Genomic DNA, 25,594 nt, shown 5'->3' with positions numbered 1-25,594 from the left:
TCACTAGCGCCTTTCGAAAAAATGCGACAAAACGGCAAGATCATGACACGCGGCTAAGGTTTCCGTAAAGATCCTTTTTAGTATCCGAGAAAGCGCATTCCGTGATCACGGACGGACGACACGGGGGCCGCATCCCGGCCGGCGTCACTGCCCGCATCTTCATTAAGGTCCTGGCCTTGACCGCGGCCATGGTGGCGTCCGTCAGGGTGACGGTGTAGTCGAGCTTGCGCCCATCAGGGGAGCGAGAGGTGTAGCTGGTCTTGACGGTGCCCGAGCGGGAGATGGCGTTGTTGCCGTCGAGCGAGTCGATGGACTCGGCGGTCACCGTGGGGATGTCGGGCGGCAGCAGGTAGGAGACGCTCATCTTCGGCGGCGTGGAGGTGCCGGCGTCGGCGGAGTCGAAGCTCCAGATCTGGGTGTCGGGGAACCTCGGGTCGTCCAGGTCGTATTGCCAGTTCAGCTCGGTGGTCGCCAGTTCGACACCGTTGTTGGCCATCCCCGAGGCCCAGGCTTGAGCGGCCGAGGTGAGGTTCCAGGTGGACCAGTTGCCGCTGGTGCTGCACGAGGGCGTGATTGTCGAGGCACCGGTGGAGGTGGTCCCTGGCTTGTTGCCCCAGCCCGTGGAGCTGGCGACCCAAGGGGAGGTGACCGGCGAAACGGTCATCGGCCAGTTGTCGCACCGGCCGAGCCATTTGCCGTACAGCTGCATTTGGGCGGAGACGATGGCCTTGCCGGTGAACGAGAAGCCGCCGAACTCGACCAGGCTGCGGTAGTGGACGGCCTTGTACTGATCCTTGTACGTGCAGGTCGAGCCGCTGCAATCCTGGACCTGTACCTTCTTGGCGTTCGTGCCGGTGTACAGGATGGCGTTGGCGTAGCTGGCCTGGTAGCTGTCGTTGTAGGTGAGATCCTGCGTGACCGTCAGCCCCACAGTGGGGTCGACCACCACGGGGTAGGTGGTGTTCTTGTCGGCGAGGTAGGCCGGGTCAGGCTTGAGCACCAACACTTGGCTGCCGTCCGAGCCGGTGACGACCTTGGTGTCGATCTTTCCTCGTTCGTCCCTCGAGCCCGTCGGGCTGTCGAGGGGAGCCTCGGTCATGAAGGGCTCATCCGCCGTGGCGACGGTCTTGCCCTTTGCGTCCGTCAGCTTGAGTCCACCGGACTTGGTCTTGGCCAGCTTGAGCTCGCTGGTCGTCACCGGGATGCGGAATTCCAGTGGCTTGCCCGGGCGCTCGTGCAGTACCACGTCGTGTTGGAAGCCTGAGGCGCGGGCGGTGACCACTAGATCAGCGTTGGGGCCGGCGGCGCCCGCGTAGATGGCTTTGTTGCCCTCGATACGAGGTTGTGGCAGTGCTGTCGGCCAGGACAGGGCGAACTTCTGGCCGTTTCCGCGGTCCAGCGTGGCGAAGGGCTTGTCCGCGCCGCCCGCGGAGAACTCCACTCCCGCCTTGGCGAGCTTGGGCTTGAGGACCCCGTCTGCATTGATCAGGTTTGTGTCGATCCATGCCCATGATCCGTCGGGCTGCTTCAGCTGTGCAGGCCCTGCGTAGGCGTGGGTCTCAAGATGGCCGTCGGGGTAGGCCCACGTGCGGGAATCCTCGGTGAAGGAGGATTCGACCGCTACGGCTTTGCCCTGCTTCTTGGCCTCCTCGACCGCCGCCCGTAGCGGCGCATCCGGATCCTCGGGCCGAGGAAAGGTCGTCACGGTGGGTGCTGGAGCGTTCACATCGCTGGGCTGCGGAGTGGGAGTCGGAGTCGCCACGGCGGATGCCGGGCCGACGACCAGCAGCGACGCCGTCACCGCCAGCGCCGTGGCCGCGGCGAGCAAGCCTGCCGGTCTCCTGCCGGAGACCGGCGGTTTAATAACGTGTTCACTGACACCTCAATCATGTGTGAGTTGAGATAGCCGAGGGTCCTTGCCGAAGTAGTCGATCATTCGTCGACATGTGACAAAGCACAGCTAATCGGACATAAATGCAGGTAGCGGGTAGGGGAATTCGATCGATGTATGCGCATCTCGTGCTCGTGGCGTTCAGGGGTTACGGCGCACGTGTCCGTGTCTTCGCTCGCGATCGTGGTGCGATAGCTGGGACGCCGTGTAAGGGGCGCCACGCCCCAGTTGGCATAGTTGGGCGGGAGAGCGGCCCTCTGCGGGGTGCCGAACTCGCCGGGACCAACCGCGGTCCCGTGGTCCATCTCGATCTGGATCGGTTCGATCTGGCTCTGCCACCTCGCCTAAGTCGGGGTGGTGGCAGGAATTCGCATCTCACCCGGTCATTGCGACAACATCAACGTCTTCGGCTTACAAGGTCTGTAGTGGCCGCCCCTGTGCGGGGTCGTTCATGTTGATGATCAGGTCTGGGACGTCACCGATTCCGGCGACGGCGGCCATGCGCGGTAACCCCTCGTGGGAAAGATCGCGGCTGGCGTACGGGCAGGCCAGGGCAGCTCTGATGTACGTAGCCCACGGTCATTGGCACACGGTCGCCGCTGGGCGGGGTGTGCCCCGGCGGGATCCTCCCCTGCGGTGGCGCGCGAGCTCGGGCGGCGGGGCTCCAAAGGGGCCGGGCGGCGGGTCCTTCCACGCGTGATCAATGGGTGACTGCACGGTCACAGCTCTCCTCTTCCTGGTGAGGATGCGGATGTGAGGGTGCGCATCGTCGTGTGTGAGCTGGGCTCAGTTGGGGTCGCGAGAGTCAAGGCACTCCGCATGGACTCCGCATTTACTCTGCAATTCTGTTGTTTTGGCAGGAGTATGTCAACATATTCTCTGCATTTAGATGCATTCGCCTCGCGTGGCGGACCTGATCATCAGGAGTGGGGAACCTGCCGTCGCGGCTCGCTAGAGGGCCGTTTGGGTCGCAGGCGGTTGTACTCCGGGCGACATCGAGCAGCCAGCCCATCTGGCCGGCGCGTGGATGGGGCGGCCACTTCATCGCAGGTTGGGGATGCCGGAGTCGTCAACGTACCGCCGGCCCGTTTCGCCTCGACGCTCGCCACCATGTCGCGGATCCAGGCGGCATAACCGGCCTCTTCCCGTCTGCCGGCAGGAACTCTTCCGCCGATCTGTCCACGGGCGTGCTGCAGGTCTTCGGGGTGGCTGTAGGACCGTAGCCGCAGCATTACCCGACCACAGGCCTGGGGTCGGGCCTGGGTCTTGGCCTCGGCGGCAGGTCGAAGCCGAACTCGTCGTCAGTCGGCGAGGCGAATCGCAAGCTCGATTTCCCAGCCGCCGTTGTCTGCGGTCAGGACGCCAGCATGATAAATCTCGAGCCGACAGCCCCAGCGCAGGCCATCAGCTGTCAGCCCGGCGTCCCATTGCATTCCTTGTTGACCCGCCCATTCCAGAAGTTGGCCTGTGGCATCCATGAGTCCGGATGGGTGAGCGCTATGGACGAGAGTCGCGTATCGGCCTGCAGGCAGTTCCCTGCAATGGGTGCCCTCCAAGGTTCGCAGAAAGCTTTCTACCGGTATGCCAGCCTCCACCTGTACAGACCGATGACCTGTGATCATCCCGTGATATTTAAGGAAGGGAGACCCAGCCGGTTTAACGCCACTGGCGAGCATGTCGCGGTGCATGAGGGCCAGGACGTCCATCATGCGGTAAAGCGAGTCCAGCGCCACCATGAAGGTTTTGCCGAGATAGGGCTGCTCGGCTCGCTCAATGATAGTTGGCTCGATCAAGCTATCCAGTTGTCCTGCCTCCCTGAGCTCAGACACTATCTGATCCTTATCCGAGTAGGCAGTAGGACGTTGACCACTCCCAGCTCCACAGATGCTAGCCCCGCCATCGATCTAGTCGCCCTTTCAAATGTATTTTCTAACCGTAGCTGCGGTGTGCATCTCAATCTCGGCATCGCCTACAGCTTCTCCTGGCTCGAAGCCGAGAGTCTCAAGTATCGCCTGATCAGGCGTATCCTTGTCTGACCGGTTGCCGTTCGCGATTCCCGCTCATGCCTAGTAGACAAACTTCATCTTCGTTCATTGCGTGGACGCCTGCCCCGGTGCGGTCAAAGTCAGATGTCATCAGATGATCAAAATAATGCCAGCACTCTGAACTGCCCACGTCAAACTGAGTTGCCGAGTCGCCCTGGGTCATGAGTCTCTGTCGATAGAACGGCGCTCGCGAATAATTGAGCTTCTCAATCCAGGCCGCAGTTCAGCCTGGAGGTCCAGGCTGAACTGGCCAGCTGACAGTGTGTGGTCCGGGTCGTCGTACAGCATAAGAGAGCATAAAGTGACACTCCTGGTCGGCGGGCTGTGCGAGATAGATCGAAAGCGACTCCATGATTCGTAACCTTGCCGCCCGGTCGAGGATCGTCGAGACAATTAAAAGCACCCGTACGCCAGCCGTGATCTTTCCCGCGAGAGGTTGCCGCGCAGGTCGCCGACGTTGGAATCGACGAGGTCCCCGACGTGATCATCAACGTGGACGACGCCGCACGGGGGCGGCCACGACAGATCTTGCAAGCCGAAGAAGTTGGTGTTGTCGCAGTGGCCGGGTGAGATGAGGGTTCTTGCCACTACCCCGACTTAGGCGAGCTGGCGCAGGCTCAAGTCAAGCCGACCCGAATAGGCCCCCCGGGGCGGCGCGCGAGCTCGGGTGGCGGGGCGCCGAAGGGGCTGGGTGGCGGGTCTTTCCATGCGCGATCAGTGAGTGACTGTGCAGTCACGGCTCTCCTCTTCCTGGTGAGGCTGCGGATGTGGGGGCGCATCGCCCTATGTGAGTGCAGCCCGGTTGGGGTCCGCAAGGGTCGAGGCATCCCATACGAGGTCTGCATTTACTCTGCAAGAGTGCAGTTCTCGGAGAGGAATGTCAACATATTCTCTGCATTTAGGCGCATTCGCCTCGCGTGGCGGACCTGATCACCAGGAGTGGGGCACCTGCCGTCGCGGCTGGATCGAGGGCCGTTTGGGTCGCACGCGGTTGTACTCACGGGCCACATCGAGAAGCCAGCTCATCTGGCCGGCGCGCGGATGGGGCGGCCATTTCATCGCAGGTTGGGGTGCCGGGGTCGTCAACGTGCCGTCGGCGCGTTTCGCTTCGATGCTCGTCACCGTGTCGTGGATCCAGGCGGCGTATCCGGCCTCTTCCCGTCTGCCGGCAGGGACTCTGCCGTCGTTCTGTTCGCGGGCGCGCTGCAGGTCTTCGGGGTGGCTGTAGGACCGTAGCCGCAGCAGCGCCTCGGAGATGACGATGGTGCGCGCGGCCACCTCCGCATCGACGGTGTCGGCGCTCTGCGGTATCCGCACCACCTCGGGGACGGCGCGGGTGAGGTCATGCCAGAGGGGGGTGATCTGGCCCAGCATCCGCTTGGGTCGCTGGCGCCACTGTTCGACCACAGGCAGGCTCAGGCCGATGAAGCCGACGGTGTAGCCGAGGAAGTTCACCGCGAGAGCCGCCGTCGTGGACCACGGCAGTGGTGGGGGCGCTATGTCGAGTACCTGAGGGGCGAGGTAGCTCAGGGTGTACAGCGAGCGTGCCGAGCTGCCGATGGATCCCACGGCCATGAGCTGCAGGCTCCGCCTGAGCCATCGCTGATCGCAGCGACGGGCAAGCCGCAGGAACAGCCATGACACGATGGCGAACACGGTGGGCAGGGTGATCTCGTAGAGGCCGAGGTACCACAGCTGAGCGTCGCTGGCGCGCTGCTCGCCGACCGCGTTGTAGATCTCGACAGGGCTCAGATCGTTGGTGAGCGCGATGGCCGCCAGTACGCATAGCCACAACCCCGCCGCGTACCACAGGTAGTGGATCTTCCTGAGCCGGGACAGAGGGCCGCCCTGCTCGGCGAGGGCATGACAGACCCAGGCCATGACGCCGGTCAGCGCACCCAGCGACGTCCCGGATTCAATGATCAGCGCGACCGCGGGTGTGCCTGTGACCTCGATGAGCACGCTGCGCAAAGGTGTGACGGTGATCAGCATGCTGACGACGCCGGAAAGGCAGGCCAGCCAGATCATGAGGTGCTTGGGCGACTGGCGTAACCCACCGGTACGGATCGCCACGATGAGGATCATGATGCCCAGGCAAACGGCGATCCACAGACTAGGCACGGCCGGCTCTGAAGGGGTTCAACAGCGGGCTTCCAAGAGAGCCGATGAGGCCGCTGCTGGTGGCCGTGGCGATGCGGGGCAGCATTCGCGCGACGACCAGAACACCGAAGGCCTCCGCGCGCTGCTCCTGAACGTCGCTGTAGTCGGAGGTGCGAGCGCGCAAGCTGTGGATCAACTCCATGCCGCCGAATTCCAGCAGAGTGGGTGCGAGAACGTGAGCCAGTTGCTCGAGACGCTGTTCGGCTTGGGTCGGATCGTCCATCAGCACGTGGCCGATCTCGTGACCCCAACAGCCGAGTTGCAAGGGTGGCGGATAGTCCTCCGAAGCGGGGTAGAAGACCAGGTCACGCGTGTCGTGCGGCGGTTGAGGTTCCTCGATATGGACCCACAGTCCCGTCATCTGGCTGTGGTTGCAGGTCGGCATCTGGATGCTTGCCGGGTCGTATGGCACCGAAATGATCGTGCGACCAAGATGGGCGCTGAGGGCCTTGGTCAGTGACGGGATGGTGACAGGCCCGGGCTGCCGGGCGAGGAAGTCGAGGACACTGCCGTGGGACTCGCGCATCTCCTTATAAGGAGAAGTCGACATTGGCGCTCCAGGAGGGGAGGTCCGCTGTTGGGGCGGGAGCGGCGAGCACGTGACAGCTCACTGGTCGTCTGACGGGTCGGTGGATGAGCTCTCCGCCATCTTGATCAGCGTCATGATCGCCGCGTAGGCGTCGGGGTTGGACCGCTGAATCCGCTCGAGGCGACCTGCTGTCGCTACCATGCCGAGGGCTTGTGCCGCCTGCAGGCTCTGCATTTGCTCGATCATCTGCTGCCCGCGTGGATCTCCGCTGAGCGCCAACGTCCAGATCGCGTTGATCTTCGGCGCGTGGTGGAAGATCGTCGGGGGCAGCCCGAACGCCGCCGCCAGCTTGTCGAGCGTCTTGGGCCGGCTGTTCCTGGTGTCGCCGCGACAGACCCGGCTGACCGTCGTGTCCGTTACTCCAGCCTTGCGGGCCAGCGCGTTAGCGGTGAAGAACTGCGTGGTGTCGGGATCACGGATGTGAGCGATCAGCCATTCCAGACGCTCGCCCACGGCCGGGGCGGACTCGTCCGCCTCATGAGGAGGGGGTGAAGACGAAGACACAGGCTCATCTCCCGGGCTAGCTGATCGTGATGGACCCGACCCTATAGCCGAATCAGGCAATGCAGAACATCTCCCGGAAAATGCAGACGGAGTGTCTAACGTGCGACGGCCCGGCTGGTCATGCGTGTGCCACAAGGCGGGACTTCGTTCGCGCTACACCCGCAGGGAGAGACGCCACAACGGGGACATCCGTCCAGCACTGTCCACGTGCATTCACGGCCGATGTGCAGCTCCATCGCCAGTATCGCCACCGGCACTACGCCCATGAACAGCAGCGGAATCCCAAGGTGAGGGCCGTCGTCCGGGTCGATCTCGCCGGGTGGGCCCGCCTCGAAGATCGTCACAGGTCCCCACGATAGGAACCTCATACGCGGGCATTCCTCATGTGATGCGGCGAAATTGCACTCGTCGCGCTCGTTGTAGGTCGTCGACGGTTCGATCAACGGGCGCCGTCCGCCGGGTCGGAGCGGTGCGGGCGATCGCCGTGGCGACGGTGTGAATGCTCGGCTGAGTTTGCGGTTGAGCCGGTTGTGCGGTGAGGCCCGAGGGTGCCGTATGGGGTCATGCCGGCGAAGGCGGCCTCAGGGCGGAACCGAATCGGCGGCCATGAGTGCCGTTGGTCAAGGGCGTGTGGTTGCTCGCTGGTTGCTCGTGCGCATGCGGTACGGGGCGTCAGGCATCGTCACAGCCCGGCACGTCGGCAGGGGCAATCACGGTCAGAGCGACAGAATGCGGCACGGCGCAGCATCAGACGGCATTGATCAAGGCTACTCATAATCCGTAGGTCGCCGACCCAGGTCGCGTCGTGTGGACATGGGGTTTCTTGGTTCCTCTCGGGCCGCGGCGAGCTGAACGGCCGGGGCGTATCACTGGAGCACGTACGCGCCCGGCTTCGGCGCAACGTGTCGTGTCAGTGGTACGCGGGCCGGACGGAGACGACTGAACGCCCGGCCGGGAGCCGCTCTCCCGCCGGACACATCGAAGCGCGTGGGTAGCGAGTCCGCTGTGGTCGGCAGTCCTTGCCTCGCCCTGCGGGGACAACTGGCATGATTCCCTCATTCAGTTGATCATCTGGTGTGACGGGGATGGAATGAGAAGACTGTTAGCGATCCTGGCGGCGATCACGCTGTCGGTCTCCGTGGTGTCCACCTCGCCGGCGCAGGCCGCGGTGGCCTCCTTCCGGGTCTGGCACTGGAACGTCGCGGGCAACACGATGCACAAGGGCTCCACGACGGACGGCCTCGTGCCCGCTGTCACCCGCTCGATCCAGGAGAACGGGGCCACCTTCGCCTCGCTCAACGAGCTGTGCCAGCAGCAGTTCGACGCGCTGATCGCGTCGCTGCGCAACGCGAACTGGCCTGCCGACAAGGCGAACTTCGCCCGTTTCGAGGCCACGATCCCCGGCCGGCCTGGCGGGCCCTGCCAGGGCAAGGCCTACGGCATCGGACTGTTCAGCAAGAAGCCGCTGGGTAGCGCCGACCGCTTCACACTCCCCGATGACGGCAACGAGGTGCGCAAGCTCCTGTGCGCGCCGCTGAAAGAGGATCCGCACCTTCGTTTCTGCACCACGCACTCCACGTTCGTGGACGCGTTCCGCCTTCCACAGCTGACGGCGATCTTCGGTCAGCTCGACACCTACCGGGACAACGGGGATCGGGTCATCATCGCGGGCGACTTCAACGCCGCCCCCGACTTCGGCCGCATGAACCGCTTCTACTCGGCCCAGGTGAACACCCCGAACAACGACGGCAACACCGGCCACTACCGTGAGGTCGACGATGCCGATCCGGCCGCCTGTCCCGGGTACGGCGAGACCACCGTCGAGAAAGTCGACGGGGGTGGCCCGTGCCGTACCGGAACGAAGATCGACATGATCTTCACCCACGAGAGCGAGTACGACGCGGCGGCCTCCTCCGGTGACGCCAAGCCGTCACCGCGCACCTGCGGCGGAAAGGTCTGCTCCGACCACAGGATCCTGACCGGGACCGTGGCGCTGATCCCGCTGCGCACGGGGTACTAGAGCTCTGGCCACCTCTCTGCGAGCCCTGTCGTCCACGAAAGCTCGCCGCCCGATGCCTCGGTACGGCGGAGGGCGGCGCCCGGCCGACCGGGTGATGTGGGTTGGTGGGAGCTCGAGCGCGCAGCGCCTGGTCGGGTTCGCGGTGCGATCTGGAGTTCGTGCCGCAGTGCCTGGTCGGGCTCGCGGTGCGATGTTGGAGCTCGTGCTGCGGTGCGATGAGCGTGTCGCCGCTCGCCGTCGCCTGGGTCGGACGGGCGCTACCCGCCTTTGAGACAGGCTCTAGGCGAGGAAGTCGAGGAGGTGACGTGTCGTCTGGTCGGGGGCCTCTTCCGGGAGGAAGTGCCCGGCCGGGATCGGCCCGCCGCGGACCTCGTCGCACCAGGCTCGCCACACCCCCAGTGGCCGGTACCAGGCGGCGACGGGACCGGCATGGCTCCACAGGGCAAGGGTCGGGCAGGTGATCCGTCGCAGTCCGCGGTCGGCTTCGTCGTGCAGGTAGTCGAGCGTGGCCGCCGCGCGGTATGACTCGCAGATGGCGTGGACGGTGTCGAGGTCGCCGAACGGGGCGATGTACGCGGCGCGCAGTTCTTCCGGGAAGGCGTCCGGGACCTCGGACCACGTGTCGAGCATGTGATTGACGAGGACGGCGGGCGCGCGGGTGATCAACTGCTCGGGCACCGGCTCCGGCGCGGCGAGGAAGGACCAGACCCAGAATCCGAGGCTGAAGTCCATGTTCGCCCGGCTGAACGCGTCACCGGTGGGGACGATGTCCAGGACCGCGAGACGCGTGACGGCGTCGGGGTGATCCAGCGCCATCCGGTACGCGCAGCGTGCCCCACGATCGTGCCCGATCACGACAAACCAGTCGAACCCCAGCGCGTTCATGACCTCGACCTGGTCGCGAGCGATCTCGCGCATACTGTACGGCGCGTGGTCGGGCGTGCTGGGTGGTTTGCCGCTGTCGCCGAAGCCCCGAAGGTCGGTGGCGACGACGGTGAAGCGCTCGGCGAGCCGTGGCGCCACCCGGTGCCACATCAGGTGGGTTTCGGGGATGCCGTGCAGCAACAGGAGCGGCGGGCCGCTGCCGCCCCGGCGTCCGTGAATCGCCGTGCCCCGCGTGGAGATGTCGAACTCCTCGAACGCCTCGAACATGAGGCCGACCTCCTTTCCAGGTGCGTCCCTGACGAACCTGCCCGCAGTCGCCACGCGTACCTGTACCTGCGCCCGCTTCCGCTCCAGGCATGGTCGTGGCAACCGGCTGCCAGGACGGCCCGCGCGGCGGCGGCTCGGAGCATGCGTCAGGGTGGTCGAGCCCTGCGCCCGCCGTCCGCACGGCCAGGGGAGGGTCAGCCGGGTTCCGGCGTCGGTCGTCGTCCGGCAGCCTGGCCTCGCCGATCACCCAGTGGGATGACCACGAACGTTCATCGGAAGTCAGTGGAGCGGCGTCTCGCCAACCGCCGCGAGCAGCAGGATGGGGAGCTCCGGATCAGCTTGACCGACGGCGAGCGCAACCCATCGGCCGACGTTCGCTTGCGGGCAGACGAGCATCGTGCCGCTGAGCTGGCAAAGCTCGCCGAGCGGCGCGGGCGCTGGGCCCCCGTTCTCCAGATAGGGCCATGGATCGATCACACCGGGGTCGCCCCAGCGCATTGTCAGGGTGGTCACCGGTTCCTGGAGGGCGGCGTCGATCTCCTCCTGGCGGCCTCGACGACATCCTCGCTACGGTCGTCCCAGGAGTCCTGGCCGGCCATCACAACGTACACATGGGAGTCCGGCCCGCTGGAGCGATTTCCCTCCCACACGCCCGCCGACGGAACGTCTCCCAGGAAAGGGGTGCCAGGAGGCCGTCCACGACGGTCCAGAGCCGGTGAAGGTTGCGGTCACCCCGTTAGGCGTACTTGTCCCCGATCGCGGCCCGGACGGGGGCGGTGTCATAGATGATCGTCATTGTCGCTATCTGTGGTGGCGTGCCGTCGTCGGGTTGCGGCGCGAAGTCGAAGATGTCGCAACAGTCGAACTCGACGACCGAGCCGTCCCGCAGGGTCCACCCGTAGTGGAAGTAGGCCGCGACGCGGGGCTCGGTGAGGCTGGGCAGCACGTCGTGCACCGTGATGTCGCTGCGCAGGGACGACTCGGCGAGCTTGGCGAAGAAGCCGGTCGTGGGCACGCGCCCGAGGAAGGGTGAGATGACCTCGCCTGCGGGATGGAACAACGTCACGATCTCTCCGGTGTCGCCGGCGTCGAGGGCACGCAGGTACCGGTGAACGATGTCGACGCGAGCATGGATGGGCGTCACGGGGTCTCCTGTCAGCGCAGTGCGTAGGCGTCGTAGAGGACGGCCGCGTCCGTCCGCATGCCGGAGGCGACGGCGAGGGTGTGGTTGAGCCACAGGTAACCGGGCGCGGCCGTCTCGAACCTGACCGCGAGCCGGAAATAGTAGTCGGCCGGGTCGACGGGCTCTCCGCGTCCGAGCGCTGCGATCACCTCGGGCGGGCCGTGCCGTACCCCCTGGGTCTGGATGCAGACCAGGGCGTCGTCATGCGTGCGCAGGGTGTAGCGCGCATCGATGGTCGCGCTGCCGTCAGGGTGGACCACCTGCCAGTCCGCCCCGCCGGCCAGGACGGTTCCGGTCATGCCGGGGCCATCGAACGATCCGCCCAGGACGTCGATCACGCGCCTGCGCCCCCACGGCGTCTGGCCCATCTCCTTGACCGCCGCCAGCTCGACCCGGAATCGGGCCAGCAGCTCCAGGCCGGGCTCTACCGGTTCGTCGAACATGTGTAGGAAGGGCGCTGGTTGAGAAGTTCGGGATCGAAGCCCGCCTTGCGCTTGTACCCGGCGGCGATCGCCGCGAGTTCGGCCCGGGGGAGGATCCGCTCGATGTCGGTGAAGCCGTCAGGGGCCCGCTCGTGAGCGAGCTTCATGACGACCTCGGGGCCCAGTTCGCGGTTGGCGAGGCAGAGCGCGGTGGTGGGCGGGCGCCGATCGTGTTCGTAGGCCGCGAGGGCCTGGTCGATGTCGTCGGTTCCGGCCAGGTGGAAGGCCAGTACCCGGGCGTCGAGGATGGCCTGGGACGCCCCGTTCGATCCGACGGGGTACATCGCGTGCGCCGCGTCGCCCAGGAGCGTGACCCTGCCGTGGGTCCACCGCGGCAGGGGGTCGCGATCCACCATCGGATACTCGTAGATCGCTGAGGCGCCGGCGATGAGTCCTGGTACGTCCAGCCAGTCGAACCGCCACTCGGCGAAGTGCGACAGGACCTCCTCCGCCGGGACCCGCCTGTTCCAGTCACCCCGATCGGCCGCCTGCCCGGCGACGGGCCTCTCGGCGATCCAGTTGATCAGCGGCGGATCGCCGTCCTTGATGGGATAGGCGACGAACTTCCGCTCACCGTCGCCAGCCATGATCATCGACCGTCCGGTGAGGAACGGCGCGGCGTGGGTGGTGCCGCGCCACAGGACGAGCCCGTTCCACGGCGGCGGCCCTTCGTCCGGGTACAGGCGCCCTCGTACGGTCGACCGGATGCCGTCCGCTCCGACGAGCAGGTCGAACGCCAGCGTCGAGCCGTCCGCGAACTCCGCCTCGGACGTGCCGAAGCCGGTCAGCTCGCGTCCGGTGAGCACTCTCACGCCGCTCGCCTCGACCTCGCGCAGCAGCAGCATCTGCAGCTCGCCGCGGTGGATCGAGTACTGCGGCCACCGGTATCCGGCGGCCAGCCCGCGCGGCTCGCTCCAGATCAGGGATCCGAAGCGGTTGTGGTAGGCGAGCTCGGCCGTGGCTCTGGCCCGCTCGTCGAGGTGCCGCGCGAGCCCCAGCTCGGTCAGCTCTCGTACGGCGTGCGGGAGCAGGTTGATGCCCACTCCCAGAGGACGGATCTCGGCGACGGACTCGGCCACGGTGATCTCGGTGAACCCGGCGGCACGCAGGCTCAGCGCTGCCGTGAGGCCACCGATGCCCCCGCCGATGATGAGGATCCGCATGAGCAACTCCCGAAAATTGGTTTGGCCAAAACTATTGTGGGCACAAGTATCGGAAGAGGCAAGAGGTTGGGAGAATCGCCGGATGGAACGGCTGGACGTCTGGTACGAACGCCATGCGCGGGATCTCGTGCCCAAGCTCCCCGTCGACGACGTCGACACCTCGACCTTCGGGCTCGCCTACAACCTTCTGCACCTGTCGTACGTACTCGTGGCGGATCTCGAATCGCGCATCCACCGGCCGAAGGGGTGGACGCTGCCCGGCTTCCGGCTCATGTTCAAGCTCTGGCTGCTGGGGCCGTCGCGGGTGAGCGACCTGGCCGGCTTCTCGGCAATGACGAGGTCGGCGGTGTCCAACGCCGTCAACACCCTCGAGGCGGCGGGGCTGGTCGAGCGGCAGGCCGTACCCGATGATCGCCGTGCGGTGCTGGTCGCGCTCACCGAGGCGGGCAGGCGAGCGGTGAGCGCCGCCTTCGAGGAGCAGAACCGGCGCGAAGGCGAGTGGTTCGCTCCGCTGTCGGGGGAGGAGCGGGAGCAGCTCACCGACCTCATCCGCAAGATCATCGCCAGCCGGCCGGAAGCCTGACGTCCGGCCACGCACACGGGCCCATGCAGGGCGCTGGGCTTCGATGGCGGTGCTTTGCGCTGGGAGTGAAGAGCCGGCCTTCGCTCGGGGCAGGTGCGTCAGGATGGGGACATGCGGACACTTGTTCTAGGTGGTACGAAGTTCCTGTCCAGGGAGATCGCGCGGCAGGCGCGCGAACGCGGGCACGAGGTGGTGTGCGCGGCGCGCGGGGTCGCCGGCGATCCGCCGCCGGATGTCGAGTTCGTCCGGGTCGACCGGAGCGAGGACGGCGGGCTGGCGCCGGTGGAAGGGTCGTTCGACCTCGTCATCGACGTCGCCAGGCAGCCGAGCCAGGTACGGCGGGCCGTCGCGGAGCTCCGGGGTCGTGCCGGCCACTGGACGTTCGTGTCGTCGTGCAGCGTCTACTCCGACACCGGTGAGGCCAACCAGGTCACGCACGAGCCGCTGGCCGCCGATGCCGACGAGTTCGACCCCGAGAACTACGGGCCGGCCAAGGTGGCGTGCGAGCGGATCGTCGGTGGCGGGGCGCTGCTCGTGCGTGCCGGGCTGATCGTGGGCCCGGACGACCAGTCCGACCGGTTCACCTACTGGGTCGACCGGCTGGCGCGCGGCGGGCCCGTGCTGGCCCCTGGGTCGCCCGATGACCTCGTCCAGCTCGTCGACGTGCGCGATCTGGCCGCCTGGACGCTCGACTCGGCGGAGAAGGGGCTCGCCGGGCCGTACGACGCGATCTCCATGCCCTTCGGCAGGGGCAGGCTGCTGGCGGAGATCGCCGAGGGCCTGGGGGTGGAACCGGAGCTGGTCTGGGCCGGTCAGGACTTCCTCGTCGAGCAGAAGGTGGAGCCGTGGATGGGGCCCCGGTCGCTGCCGATGTGGCTGCCGTTGCCGGAGTACGCGGGCTTCATGGCTCGCGACACCTCCGCCGCGCTGGCCGCCGGCCTGCCCGTCCGCCCGGTCGCCGACACGGCCCGCGACACGCTCGCATGGCAGCGCGAGTCCGGCCACACGGTGACCCGCTCGGGCCTCACGGCAGCAGAGGAGGCCGAGCTTCTCCGCATGCTCGGTTGAGGCGGAGACGGGCTTCAGGGCGGCCGCCGTACGCGGTGATCCAGTAGCGGCCCCACGCAAGGTGCTGGGACCCTACTGGCCCTTCAGCAGCAGGCGCAGACAACGCTTAGCTGCGTCGGCGCTGGTAGAGAGGTAGGTACTTGCGGATCTTGCGGTCGCTGGTCGCCGAGCGAGATGCCCAGCGTCGGGAACGCTTGGCGATCTCCAGCGCGGTGAGAGGGCCCGGCGCTGTGAGCTGTGTGACCAGGCGTTCGCGAGGGTGAAATCGAGATCCGGTCGGTGGTGCTCGAGCCCGCCGAGTACGCCGGGTGCTGAGTCAGGAACGCGAGGACTACCTGCGGACGCAGATCGCGCACCGATGAGGTTTCCGCGCCGCGCCCGTCTGTACGTGTGAGATCGACTCACAGGAGGCTGGCAGGATGCGGAAACTGATCTTCGGCATGAACGTGACCCTGGACGGCTACATCGCCGCGACCGGCGACGACCTCGGCTGGAGTGGGGGAGAGGGGCCGGACTCATCGCCGAGCGCCGAGCTGTTCCAGTGGTGGTATGACCAGATGCGGGCGAGCGATCTGTCGCTGTACGGGCGCAAGCTGTGGGAGACGATGAGCTCCCACTGGCCGACCGGCGACCAGCGGCCCAACGCCACCCCGGCGGAGATCGCGTTCGCGCGCCTCTGGCGGGACATGCCGAAGGTGGTGTTCTCATCGACGATCGACAAGGTCGACTGGAACACCCGCCTGGTCACCGGCGACGCGGTCGCCGAGATCGCCCGGCTCAAGGCCGAGGACGGCGGCCCGATGGACATCGGCGGCGCGACGCTCGCCGGGGCGGCCATGCGGGCCGGGCTGATCGACGAGTACGCGCTGGTCACCGTGCCGGTCCTGGTGGGCGGCGGCACGCCGTTCTTCACCGCGCTGGACAGCTGGGTGAACCTGAACCTGGTCGAGACGCGGACATTTCCCGGCGGCGTGATGCTGACCCGATACGAGACGCGGCGATGAGGGAACCTTCTCCCGGCGCTTCCTTGCGTTCCGAGTGAGTTGTTGACCGACTCACTGAAGATGAGGACGACGGCGTCGTTGATCGTGACGATGTTCTTCGGGCATGAAGATGCCCCGCCGGCAACGCCGGCGGGGCGGTGGTGTTCGCGTTGCCGCGTTGGTGTTCAGCTGGTCGGGGTGCTCACTCCGCGGTGACTTCGGTAACGCCGGCCCGTGCGCTGGACTCGTCGACGATGGGGACTTGCCTGATCACAGCGTCGCGGGCAGGCCCAGCCATGGTTTGTCGGTGGCGTCGAATCCGGTGAGCTCGGCGATCGTCCCTTCGACGATGTGCAGGACCGCGATGGTGAACAAACGGTATTCCGGGTCGTCGGGGGTGCGGAGGTACAGCGCGGCGGCAGGCATGCGGTTGACCGTCGTGGCGATGCAGCGCCAGTCGTCGTAGCCGTGCTGGAAGAGCCCACTGGAGACCCAGCCATCCACCGCGTCCTCCGCCGTGACGATCAAGGTGCCCGGGTCGGGCAGCATCGCGAAGCGCAGGTCGTCGCGCAGCAGGGCCATCAGCCCGTCGAGGTCGTTGCGCTCATGGGCGTCGATGTACGACTTCACCACGCCGCGCTCGTCATCCGACAGCTCGTGCGTGGCTTGGCTCCGCCAGTCGAGGCGGCGGTCGGGCAGCTGCTCGCGCATCGTCACGCGCGCCCGCTGCAGTGCGCTGGTCACCGATGCGACCGTCAGCTCGAGGGCGTTGGCGGCCTTCGACGCCGGCCAGCCGAGGACGTCGCGTACGATGAACACCGCCCGCTGCCGCGGCGGCAGGTGCTGGACGGCGACGATGAACGCCAGCTCGATCGTCTCCCGCGCCACCACCGATTCCTGCGGGTCCTCCGGGAGCATCCGGTCCGGGTAGGGCTGCAAGTAGTGCACTTCCGAGCCCTCGGCAGGCACGGGTATGCGATCGTTGCGCTTGTCCAGGAAGTCGAGGCAGGCGTTCGTCGCAATCCGGTACAGCCAGGTCCGCAGCGCAGCGTGGCCCTTGAACGACTCCCGCTTGCTCCACGCCCGCAGGAACGTCTCCTGCGTCATGTCCTGGGCGTCCTCGTAGTTCGCGAGCATCCGGTAGCAGTGCACCTGCAGCTCACGCCGGTAGCGCTCCGTGATGAGCGCGAACCGTGCTGCGTCATTTGAGCGGGCCGCCGCGATGAACGCGGCCTCGTCGTCGCCTAGCATTCTGGCGTCGGTCATGGTCGTCAATCCTTCCGCGGGTGGCGAGGGGACACCAGAACAGACGACGTGGCGGAGGATTTCTGAGCGGTGAAGCCGCTGACACCGGGCCGTTCGTCAGGCCGGATGGGTCGGGTCGGGCACACCCTCGATGTCGAGGTGGGGTCCCCGTAGTACTGGGGAACTCAACACCCTGCTGGCCGACCTGGTCATCTTCCACAACGCCCTGGACCTGATGGACGTGGTGCGCACCCTGGTGGCCGAGGGCTGGCCCATCACCGCCGAAGAGCTCAGCGCGATCTCGCCCTACCTGCGCGCCCACATCCGCCGGTTCGGCGCGTATGCCACCGACGAGATGGGGGTGGAGCCCGAAGTGTTCAACCCTGAGCTGAAAGAGGTCGACTTCACTGTTCTTGACCTCGCCGGCTGAAGCGGTCAGTGGCAGCAGTCGCAGCCGGGGCGGCAGCCACAGGCGTCCAGCTCGGCGCCGGTGACCGGGAGCGCCGCTGCGCAACAGCTGTTTGCCCTTCTCCGCGCATCATCGTCGGGCGCCAGCTCAGCTGGAGCAGGGATTCACCTGTTATCGGCTTTGCGTGGTGCCGCGCGTACGTGGATGCGTTCGCCCTGCGTGCCGAACAGGCTCAGGATCTCCACCGGGCGTCCGTCCGCGGGCCCGAACCAGTGTGGCAGGCGGGTCTCGAACTCGGCGACCTCGCCGGAGCTCATGACGATGTCATGGTCGGCCAGGATCAGGCGCATACGCCCGGACAGCACGTAGAGCCACTCGTAGCCCTCATGCGTGCGCAGTTCGGGTTCGTTCTGCTCGGGCGGGATGATCGCCTTCCACGCCTGCAGGCCGCCGGGCTGCCGGGTGAGCGGGATGAGGATGCGCCCGTTGCGCTTGCGCGGGGTGAGACGGACCCGCGGATCGCCGACCTCGGGCGCACCGATCAGCTCGTCTACGGGCACCCGGAGCGTCTGCGCGATCGGCAGCAGCAGTTCCAGGTTCGGCTTGCGCTGTCCGGCCTCCAGCCGCGACAGGGTGCTCCTGGAGATCCCGGTCGCGGCCGACAACTGCTCCAGCGTGGTGCCGCGCTGGGTGCGTACCTGCCTCAGGCGCGGGCCGATCTGAGCGAGAGCTGAGGCGATGGCTGGTGTCTGCTCCATATCGCAAGTCCAGCACCGGTTCTCCGAAACAGCAATTTTGGTTGTCGATACGGCGCAGCCAGGCGCACACTCCGCAGCGGAGGTGATGGGCTATGCAGTCCCAGATTTACGACGTGGTCGTGGTCGGCGCGGGAGCGGCCGGATTGAGCGCGGCCTTGGTGCTGGGCCGGGCGCGCCGACGCATCGCCGTAGTCGACGCCGGCGAGCCGCGCAACGCACCGGCCGCCCGTATGCAGGGGTTCCTGTCCCGGGACGGGATGGCGCCGGATGAGCTGCTGGCCGCAGGGCGCGCCGAGGTCGCCGGCTACGGCGTCGACCTGATCGGCGGGCGCGTGGCGGGGATCGACACCGGCTTCTCCGTCCGCCTGAGCGACGGCCGCGTGCTCAAGGCGCGGCGGATCCTGGTCGCCACCGGGGTCCGCGACGAGTTGCCCGACATCCCCGGTGTGCGTGAGCGCTGGGGCCGGGACCTGCTGCACTGCCCGTACTGCCACGGCTGGGAGGTACGCGACCAGGCCCTGGGCGTCCTGGGCACTCGGCCCGGCTCGGTCGAGCACGCGCTGCTGGTGCGGCAGTGGTCCCACGACGTGGTCTACTTCGCGCATACCGGCGCGCTGGCCGACGCCGAGCGCACCCGGCTGGAAGCGGTCGGTATCCCCGTCGTACCGGGCGAGGTCGCGCGGCTGGTCGTGGAGGACGACCGGCTGGCCGGCGTGGAACTTGCCGACGGCCGTGTGGTCGCGCGCAGCGCGGTGTTCATCCGGCCCGGCAACACCCCGCACCCCGGCGACTTACTGGCCGGCCTGGACTGTGCGGTGGATGCTGCAGGTTTCCCCGTGGTCGACGCCACCGGTCGGACCACGGCTGTCGGCGTCTGGGCAGCCGGTAACGCGGTCGACCCGCGCGCCCAGGTGATCACCTCGGCGGGAGCCGGGTCCGCGGCGGCGATCGCTATCAACGCCGACCTGGTGCACGAGGACGTCGCCGCCGCAAGCCCGGCTTCGTCGGCGGCGAACGAAGGGGCGTGACCCGCACCGTCCCCGGCCACGGCGTGCCCGGCCTCTAGCGCCGACTCCGTGATCCCGCAGCCCGCCCGCGCCACCTCGGGCCCAGCCTGACCGACCGCGCTACCCACGACCTCAACCGCCTCAACTGTGCGGTTCCGCGACGAACACCCCCACACCTACCGCTTCCACGGCGTCCCGCGAGGCGGGCCGCCCGATGCGCCGCGCCTTGATCCGCGCCTTGATCCCCGCTGTGCCTGCCCTATGAAGGAGTGCTTGCCATGTCTGTTTCCGATGCCGCTCGTACAGCGTCGCGGGGGATGCCGCCCCTGATGTCGTCGTGCGTGATCGTGGTCGTGGCCATGGTCGCCGCGATCAACCTGGCGCTACCGCAACTGTCCGGCAGCGCCCTGCACCCGGATTCCACCCAATTGCTGTGGATCGTCGACGCCTACATCGTGGTGTTCGGGTGCCTGCTCATCCCCGCCGGAGCATTCGGCGACCGTGTCGGGCGCAAGGGCGTCCTGCTGGCCGGCCTCGGCATCTTCGCCGTCGGCTGCCTGGCCTCGGCCGCAGCGCCGGACGTGATAGTCCTGCTGGTCGCACGCGTGGTGACCGGGCTCGGCGCCGCCCTGGTGATGCCGGCCACCCTCTCGCTGCTGTTGCAGGTCACCCCACCCGAGCGTAAGCCGCACGCGGTCGCCATCTGGACCGGGGCGACCGGCGCCGCCGGTGCCCTGGGCACCGTGGGCGGTGGTCTGGTCCTGCAGTGGCTGCCCTGGCAGGGACTGTTCCTGATCATCAGCTTCCTGGCGTTGGCACTCGCGGCCGTAACAGCCTGGGTCGCGCCGCGCGGCGAGCGGCACCCTGCGAGCCTCGACCTGGCCGGCACGGCGCTGTTGACCGCCGCTGTCCTCGCCCTGCTGATCGGCATCGTCGAAGGCCCGCACCGCGGCTGGAGCTCCGCTCTCGTCCTGGGCTCGTTCGCCGCCGCCGCGCTGCTGTTCGCCGTCCTGATCGCGCACACCCTGCGCATCGAGCACCCGGTGCTGGACCCGCGGATCTTCTCGATCGCCCGCCTGCGCACGGGCACGATCGGCGTGGCGGCGATCTTCCTCGGCCTGTTCGCGCTGTTCTTCGTCAACGCACAGTTCCTCCAGTACGTCATGGGGTACTCCCCGCTGGTCACCGGCCTAGCGATCCTGCCGCTGCCCATCGGCATGATCCTCACCAGCCGCCGCAGCATCGCGCTCGCCCGCCGGACCGGGGAACGCCTCATCGTGACAGGGGGCCTCGCCCTGGTCGCCGCAGGCCTAACGGCACTGTCCTTCGTGACCGCCGCGACCACTTACCCGCTCTATGGCCTGGCGCTACTGTCGGTGTCGGCCGGCATGGGCCTGAGCGTTCCGAGCCTGTCCGCGGGGATCATGGCCTCGCTCCCGCCCGCCCGCGCCGGCATGGGCTCCGGCCTGAACAGCGCCGCCCGCGAGATCGGCTCCGCCCTCGGCGTCGCGATCGTGGGCACCGTCGCCTCCAGCCACTTCGCCAGCGCTCTGCCGGCATCCCTGAAGCAGCACTCGGGCTCGGCCTCTCAGGCATTCGACGCAGCCCACCGGCTCGGGCCGGCAGCCCACGCCCAGGCGGTCGATGCCTTCACCGCAGCCATGGCCGCCGGCTACCAGGTCATCGCCGCAATCGTCGCAGCCGCCGCAATCGTGGTCACCCTCGGACTTCGCCGCGCCCGGCCGCGTCCTTGACCGGCATCCCGGCTGCACGCGGGCTGCCACCGTGAGAACGGCCGCTACCCCATAGGCATCCCTGACGTTCGAAGCCGTCTCCGGCACCGTGAACAGGCTGTCCGGACTGACGGGCGTGTCAGCGTCAGCAGACGCCGGGCAACTCGCCTTCATCGTGGTCGCCGAGGCCGACCCGGAACGCCCGGACTTGAAGGTGCGGCTGATCGGCCGGGACGGATCGATCCTCCACGTGCTGGACCTGGTGGAGGTACGAGCGCGCGGGCTGGAGGGGCCAGGGTTCTGGATCAGCGGCACCGATCGCAGCGGTCGCGCGCAGTTCCAGTTCCTGCTCAACGGAGCCGATCAGTGCGAGGTGTTCAGGTTGAACGTCAGCTCTCCCGACGGCAAGACCCCGACCGAGGGCCTGCGGCCGCTCCGAGCGGCGGTGCTACCCCAGGATGCGTCTTCGGTGGTCGTGGACGAGGACGGCGTCCAAAGCCCCGCAGTTACGTATCTCTCCCGACGGTGTCGGGGTCATGCCGCTGCGTCGTCGATGCCGAGGGCGACCGCCAGGTCGCGCAGGCACTCTCCGAAGACGGGCTCCAGGTCGGTGTAGGCGAAGTCCAGTTGGTGCAGGACTTCCATGCACAGCAGGCCGTACAGCCTGATCCAGCACGACAGGAAGACGTGGGCGGCCTCGGGCGGCAGTCGCTCATCGATGGCGGCGGAGTAGGCGGTCAGCTGCTCACGCAGGGAGACGGGCAGGTCGGCCAGGTCGGGCACCGGGAACGGCCGTGTCCGCCACAGCTCGACCGTCAGGTCGAGCAGGACCTGCTCGAACCGCAGGGCGGCCTGGTGGCGCACCGAGTCCGGCCGCCGGTTCGGCGGTGCGATGGGGCTGGCGAAGATCCAGCCGAACTCGGCGGGATGGGCGATGGCCCAGGCGCGCATGGCCCGGCAGACGGCCAGCAGGCGGTCGCCGATCGGCGCGTCGGCGCAGGCGTCGCGGGCCTGCTCCATGCCGGCGGCCAACTCGCGGAAGAAGTCCGCGGTCACCGCGCCGACCAGCTCGTCGTGGCCGGCGTAGTAGTGGTAAAGAGCCGGGCCGCTCATGCCGACCTGCCGGGCGACCGCGTTGATGGTCACCGCGGTCGATCCCTGCTCGACCAGCAGCCTGCGCGCGGCCGCGTGAATCTCCTCCAGGGTGGCCTGGCGCAGCCTTTCCCGCCTGCTGGTGTGTGCGGACATCATCACCCCTCGTGTCGTTCTTTGGCGCCGTTGACATCTTAGGGCATCTATGTTTCCTTAATGACTCTAAATAATCTAGAGCTTGTAAGGAGCGGACATGGGACCTGTGTGGTGGATCCTTCTCACGGTGGTGGTGCTGGTTACGGCCGTGTGGTGGCGGATGTCCAGATCCGCCCACGTCCGGCGGCGCAAGGACTCCTGACATGGCCCGTACGGTGCGGGACCGCTTGTTCGGCAGGTACGCCATGGAGGCGACCGTCACCGTGGCCGAGCAGGTCACCCCCGTCATGCGCCGGATCCGGCTGGAAACCGGCCAGCCCGTCGCCTTCCCCTACACCCCCGGCCAGCACGTCAGGATCCAGCTGAAGGACCCGCTGTCGGTGTCGGGCATCCTGCGCCCGGCCGAGACGCTGCGCACCTACACGATCTGGGACCTCGATCCCGGTAGAAAGGCGATCGAACTGCGCGTCCACCTGTACGCGGGCGACGGCATCGGACTGAAGTGGGCGCGGGCGGCACGGCCCGGGAATCGGGTGACCTTCTGGTGGCCGCAAGGTGACTTCTTCACCCTCGAGGCCGACTACCACGTGTTCATCGGAGAGGAGACCGCCAGCGCCGCCTTCGGACCGATGATCAGAGCGTTGGGAGCCTCGGCCGAGGTGTACGGCGTCCTGGAGAGCGAGACCCCCGAGCACGACCTGCCCATGCCCGGGACGCCGCCGCTGCGCCGCGTCCACCGCCACGGCGCCCCCGCCGTCGCCTCCCCGGTGCTGCTCGCGGCCGTGGCCGAACTCGACCTGCCGGGCAACGCCGGTACCGCCTACGTGGCCGGTGAGGCCAGAACCTGCCAATTGGTGCGCGACTTGCTGGTGCGCGAGCGCAACTGGCCACGGGCCTCGATCAAGACCAAGCCGTTCTGGGCCCCGGGCAAGCGGGGCCTGCACTGACCGTCAAGGAGACCTGAACATGAAAGTGATCATCGTGGGAGGCGGCATCGGCGGGCTCGCCACGGCCGCCGCCTTCCATCGGCGAGGCTGGCAGGTGGAAGTCCTCGAACGTGCTGCTGAGTTCACCGAGGTGGGCGCGGGACTGACCATCCAGCCCAACGGTCTGCGCGCGCTGGACGCGGTCGGCCTGGGCGAGCGTCTGCGCGCCGGTGGGCTGGCCGACCCGCCGGCAGGCATCCGCAGCAGGCGCGGTGACTGGCTGGTCCGCAACGACGTCGAGGACCTGAAACGCCGTTTCGGCTCGTGGGTGACCGTGCACAGAGCCGCCCTGGTCGACCTGCTGAGAGCAGCCGTGCCGCCCGAGGCTCTGCGGCCCGGCATCGACGTCCAGCACGTTCAGCCCGACGGCACGGTCCACCACGGCGGCTACGTGATGGCCAACGGTCCGGCCGACTCCCACGTCGGCCTGGATGAGCTGCGTGAACGCTTCGCACGCTGGCACCAGCCCATCCCCGCGCTGCTCGGCTCCGCGCACGAGGAGGCGGTGCTGCAACACGACACCCACGAGCTGCCGATGCTGCCCACGTACGTCTCCGGGAATGTGGCCGTTCTCGGCGACGCGGCCCACGCCATGACCCCCAACCTGGGGCAGGGCGCCTGCCAGGCGCTCGAGGACGCGGTCACGCTCGCGCACGCGGTGGACACCCTCGGCGTATGCGCGGGGCTGGAGGCCTACGACCGCGACCGCAGGCCACGCACCCAGCTGATCGTCCGCCGTTCCCGCCAGGCCGGAGCCGCCGCGCACTGGTGCTGCGGATGCAGGAATGCTTCAACACCCGGCAGTTCGACCAGGCCGCCGATCTGTTCACCCCCGACTTCCTTAACCATCCGCTTGGCGCCACCGGGTTCGAAGCGGGCAAGGAGGCCTGGGTCCAGGTCGTTGCCCAGTTCCCGGCCATGCGCGTTGTCGCCGACGACATCTTGATCGACGGAGACAAGGTGGCCATCCGCTCATCCGTTGAGGGGATGGCGGCCCCGGGCAGCGACGTCCGACCCATGCTCATCGAGATCTTCCGCATTGACAACGGCCGACTCGCGGAGACCTGGGGCGTCACCGAGGGTCCGGACCCACGTCACTGAGGCCCCGCAGTAACGCACGCGGCGGCGCTTGGCGGGGTCGGCCGGTCCGCGTCCCTCCTCTCGCTCCTGCTGGGCAAGCAGATCGGCCAACCGCCCGGCGGACGCTCTGTCTCCGGCGTCGGCACGAGCACGGAGCTCATCCACCAGGCCCAGCTCGGCCAGCAGGTTAGCCAGCAGCTCGCTAGACGCTGGCCCATGCCACGACAACGCGTGAGCAGGGGCCGACCCAGCTACCAGGGCGTGAAGACCAGCACTGGGCGCGTCCCACTTCTCTCTGCTGAGATCAGGTACTCGATGTCAGACCCCTACGGAAGAATGCCGTCATGGGTGAATCCCTCGCGACGCAGCTCCTTAGAGCAGATCTCGAGGTTTCCTGCAATCAGTGCGGTTACCCGATGTGGATCAGGTACTCAGAAGTTGCGGCTCAGGCCACCGTCACTTGTCCCTGCTGCTTCATCCAGATTCGACTGGTCGACGACACCGGCAGCGCTCATAACGCAGGCGAGGTCGTCGACCAGGAGATCGCACAAGCTCTAAAAGGCCTCATCCGATGAAGTACCAACAGCAGCTGCAGGTGGCCGTACGCGAACGACTTCGCCGACTCATGATTGCGCCCTTCACTAGTGCTGGCCACGAGGTACATCTCACAGTCGCCTGGATCACAGGCCAACCGGCTCTCAGAGGCCTGCTGCAGGAAGCGGCTAGAGCCGAATCCAGCCTGGACCGAGAACGTTTCCGCGCAGGTTTGGCCCGCGACGAGCCGTTCGTCTGGACAAGCAGGACCGAGGAAGGACGTGCCACCCTCGTCTGGGAACTGCTCCAGAACATCGCGAAGGAGGACGAGCGCGATCCTCAGGTGGGGTTCCGGACCGCCATGGACTACAGCAGCAAGTCCAACCTTCAGGACAGTTGGCGGGAGTTCACCGAGGACATCCTGCAGCCGCTATTCGACTTCCTCAGCGAACGCGTCGGCGCAGACAGCAGCATCCTGCACACCTTGCAGCGCTATCGGACCCGCATCGAGTGGTTCGATCGCGAAGAACTGCACGCGCGGTACACGGCTGACACCCGCAACGGCGAGGAGATCTACAACCTCGACCTTCAGCGGTTCCTGTTCCTCGAAGGCGATCACATCACGCACGCCAAGCCACGATCAGCCTCAGGCGAAGCGGACCTGATCGGCGACCTCGACGGCGGCGAGCCCTTGATCTGCGACGGAAAGATCTTCGACGGCGATGGGCGAGGCAAGTCCTACCTCATCAAGGGCATGCACCAGATCATCAA

Annotated in this window: 22 protein-coding genes and 2 pseudogenes; 11 read left to right on the top strand and 13 right to left on the bottom strand. The window is 67.3% G+C overall.

Annotated elements, in window-relative coordinates; translation table 11 throughout:
• Positions 1-40: 40 nt before the first annotated feature.
• The 5 genes from AC3EO4_RS53205 to AC3EO4_RS53185 all read right to left on the bottom strand — a co-directional run bounded on the left by AC3EO4_RS53205 (position 41) and on the right by AC3EO4_RS53185 (position 7,138).
• Entirely contained in the window at positions 41-1,828 is a 1,788-nt protein-coding gene (locus AC3EO4_RS53205) for a DNRLRE domain-containing protein (protein ID WP_431904090.1), read from the bottom strand.
• A 1,364-nt stretch (positions 1,829-3,192) separates the two neighbouring features.
• The gene (locus AC3EO4_RS53200) at positions 3,193-3,720 is read right to left on the bottom strand and encodes a GyrI-like domain-containing protein (protein ID WP_431904088.1); all 528 of its coding nucleotides are present in this window, start codon (positions 3,718-3,720) and stop codon (positions 3,193-3,195) included.
• Between the two features lie 1,146 nt (positions 3,721-4,866).
• On the bottom strand, positions 4,867-6,057 hold the full coding sequence (locus tag AC3EO4_RS53195; RefSeq protein WP_431904085.1) for an MAB_1171c family putative transporter: 1,191 nt from the start codon (positions 6,055-6,057) through the stop codon (positions 4,867-4,869).
• Positions 6,050-6,622 carry a hypothetical protein gene (locus AC3EO4_RS53190; protein WP_431904083.1) on the bottom strand — a complete coding sequence of 191 codons (573 nt, stop codon included), beginning with the start codon at positions 6,620-6,622 and terminating at the stop codon, positions 6,050-6,052. Before AC3EO4_RS53190 ends, AC3EO4_RS53195 begins: the two co-directional genes overlap by 8 nt.
• Before the next feature lie 81 nt (positions 6,623-6,703).
• Positions 6,704-7,138, bottom strand: a complete 435-nt coding sequence (locus AC3EO4_RS53185; RefSeq protein WP_379580866.1) for a helix-turn-helix domain-containing protein — start codon at positions 7,136-7,138, stop codon at positions 6,704-6,706.
• Positions 7,139-8,279: 1,141 nt separating this feature from the next.
• Here AC3EO4_RS53185 and AC3EO4_RS53180 point away from each other — a divergent pair.
• Positions 8,280-9,209 (top strand): endonuclease/exonuclease/phosphatase family protein, encoded by a 930-nt coding sequence (locus AC3EO4_RS53180; protein ID WP_379570405.1) that lies wholly within the window; start codon positions 8,280-8,282, stop codon positions 9,207-9,209.
• A 279-nt stretch (positions 9,210-9,488) separates the two neighbouring features.
• On the opposite strand, the gene AC3EO4_RS53175 is transcribed toward AC3EO4_RS53180, so the two are convergent.
• The 5 genes from AC3EO4_RS53175 to AC3EO4_RS53155 form a co-directional block, all read right to left on the bottom strand.
• Positions 9,489-10,361 carry an alpha/beta fold hydrolase gene (locus tag AC3EO4_RS53175; protein ID WP_431904080.1) on the bottom strand — a complete coding sequence of 291 codons (873 nt, stop codon included), beginning with the start codon at positions 10,359-10,361 and terminating at the stop codon, positions 9,489-9,491.
• A gap of 279 nt (positions 10,362-10,640) precedes the next feature.
• Positions 10,641-10,874, bottom strand: a complete 234-nt coding sequence (locus AC3EO4_RS53170; protein WP_431904077.1) for a hypothetical protein — start codon at positions 10,872-10,874, stop codon at positions 10,641-10,643.
• Between the two features lie 223 nt (positions 10,875-11,097).
• Positions 11,098-11,505 carry a nuclear transport factor 2 family protein gene (locus AC3EO4_RS53165; RefSeq protein ID WP_431904074.1) on the bottom strand — a complete coding sequence of 136 codons (408 nt, stop codon included), beginning with the start codon at positions 11,503-11,505 and terminating at the stop codon, positions 11,098-11,100.
• An 11-nt stretch (positions 11,506-11,516) separates the two neighbouring features.
• Complete coding sequence (locus tag AC3EO4_RS53160; RefSeq protein ID WP_431904071.1) at positions 11,517-11,987, bottom strand: DUF3237 domain-containing protein; 471 nt, start codon at positions 11,985-11,987, stop codon at positions 11,517-11,519.
• Complete coding sequence (locus AC3EO4_RS53155; protein ID WP_431904069.1) at positions 11,969-13,189, bottom strand: flavin-dependent oxidoreductase; 1,221 nt, start codon at positions 13,187-13,189, stop codon at positions 11,969-11,971. The genes AC3EO4_RS53160 and AC3EO4_RS53155 overlap by 19 nt, the downstream gene beginning before the upstream one ends.
• An 82-nt stretch (positions 13,190-13,271) precedes the next feature.
• Between AC3EO4_RS53155 and AC3EO4_RS53150 the strand changes: the two genes are divergently transcribed.
• The 3 genes from AC3EO4_RS53150 to AC3EO4_RS53140 all read left to right on the top strand — a co-directional run bounded on the left by AC3EO4_RS53150 (position 13,272) and on the right by AC3EO4_RS53140 (position 15,844).
• Positions 13,272-13,772, top strand: a complete 501-nt coding sequence (locus AC3EO4_RS53150; protein ID WP_379570393.1) for a MarR family winged helix-turn-helix transcriptional regulator — start codon at positions 13,272-13,274, stop codon at positions 13,770-13,772.
• Positions 13,773-13,883: 111 nt separating this feature from the next.
• Complete coding sequence (locus AC3EO4_RS53145; protein ID WP_379570391.1) at positions 13,884-14,840, top strand: Rossmann-fold NAD(P)-binding domain-containing protein; 957 nt, start codon at positions 13,884-13,886, stop codon at positions 14,838-14,840.
• 419 nt (positions 14,841-15,259) lie between these two features.
• Complete coding sequence (locus AC3EO4_RS53140) at positions 15,260-15,844, top strand: dihydrofolate reductase family protein (RefSeq protein WP_379570389.1); 585 nt, start codon at positions 15,260-15,262, stop codon at positions 15,842-15,844.
• Positions 15,845-16,093: 249 nt separating this feature from the next.
• Here AC3EO4_RS53140 and AC3EO4_RS53135 read toward each other — a convergent pair whose 3' ends face one another.
• Positions 16,094-17,089 (bottom strand): RNA polymerase subunit sigma-70, encoded by a 996-nt coding sequence (locus AC3EO4_RS53135; protein ID WP_379570388.1) that lies wholly within the window; start codon positions 17,087-17,089, stop codon positions 16,094-16,096.
• Positions 17,090-17,249: 160 nt separating this feature from the next.
• Between AC3EO4_RS53135 and AC3EO4_RS53130 the strand changes: the two are divergent.
• A pseudogene (locus AC3EO4_RS53130) lies at positions 17,250-17,498 on the top strand (Tn3 family transposase); the annotation flags it as partial.
• 143 nt (positions 17,499-17,641) lie between these two features.
• On the opposite strand, the gene AC3EO4_RS53125 reads toward AC3EO4_RS53130, so the two are convergent.
• Positions 17,642-18,235, bottom strand: a complete 594-nt coding sequence (locus AC3EO4_RS53125; protein WP_431904064.1) for a helix-turn-helix domain-containing protein — start codon at positions 18,233-18,235, stop codon at positions 17,642-17,644.
• A 92-nt stretch (positions 18,236-18,327) separates the two neighbouring features.
• On the opposite strand from AC3EO4_RS53125, the gene AC3EO4_RS53120 reads away from it, so the two are divergent.
• Both AC3EO4_RS53120 and AC3EO4_RS53115 read left to right on the top strand, forming a co-directional pair.
• The gene (locus tag AC3EO4_RS53120; RefSeq protein ID WP_431904062.1) at positions 18,328-19,263 is read left to right on the top strand and encodes an NAD(P)/FAD-dependent oxidoreductase; all 936 of its coding nucleotides are present in this window, start codon (positions 18,328-18,330) and stop codon (positions 19,261-19,263) included.
• 257 nt (positions 19,264-19,520) lie between these two features.
• Positions 19,521-20,996, top strand: coding sequence for an MFS transporter (locus AC3EO4_RS53115; RefSeq protein ID WP_431904060.1), 1,476 nt, complete (start codon positions 19,521-19,523; stop codon positions 20,994-20,996).
• Positions 20,997-21,509: 513 nt separating this feature from the next.
• Here AC3EO4_RS53115 and AC3EO4_RS53110 read toward each other — a convergent pair.
• On the bottom strand, positions 21,510-22,223 hold the full coding sequence (locus AC3EO4_RS53110; protein ID WP_431904057.1) for a TetR/AcrR family transcriptional regulator: 714 nt from the start codon (positions 22,221-22,223) through the stop codon (positions 21,510-21,512).
• A 203-nt stretch (positions 22,224-22,426) separates the two neighbouring features.
• Between AC3EO4_RS53110 and AC3EO4_RS53105 the strand changes: the two genes are divergently transcribed.
• The 4 genes and pseudogenes from AC3EO4_RS53105 to AC3EO4_RS53090 all read left to right on the top strand — a co-directional run.
• The gene (locus AC3EO4_RS53105; RefSeq protein ID WP_431904055.1) at positions 22,427-23,170 is read left to right on the top strand and encodes a siderophore-interacting protein; all 744 of its coding nucleotides are present in this window, start codon (positions 22,427-22,429) and stop codon (positions 23,168-23,170) included.
• Between the two features lie 19 nt (positions 23,171-23,189).
• Positions 23,190-23,939: pseudogene (locus tag AC3EO4_RS53100) on the top strand (FAD-dependent monooxygenase); the annotation flags it as partial.
• Positions 23,885-24,310 (top strand): ester cyclase, encoded by a 426-nt coding sequence (locus AC3EO4_RS53095; RefSeq protein ID WP_431904052.1) that lies wholly within the window; start codon positions 23,885-23,887, stop codon positions 24,308-24,310. The pseudogene AC3EO4_RS53100 and the gene AC3EO4_RS53095, both read left to right, overlap by 55 nt.
• Before the next feature lie 550 nt (positions 24,311-24,860).
• A partial coding sequence (locus tag AC3EO4_RS53090; RefSeq protein ID WP_431904050.1) for a hypothetical protein occupies positions 24,861-25,594 on the top strand: 734 nt, incomplete at its 3' end.

This window comes from Nonomuraea sp. bgisy101 (genome assembly GCF_057708945.1).
Note: the sequence above shows the minus strand (reverse complement) of the source record. Positions and strands in the feature narration are given on the sequence as shown.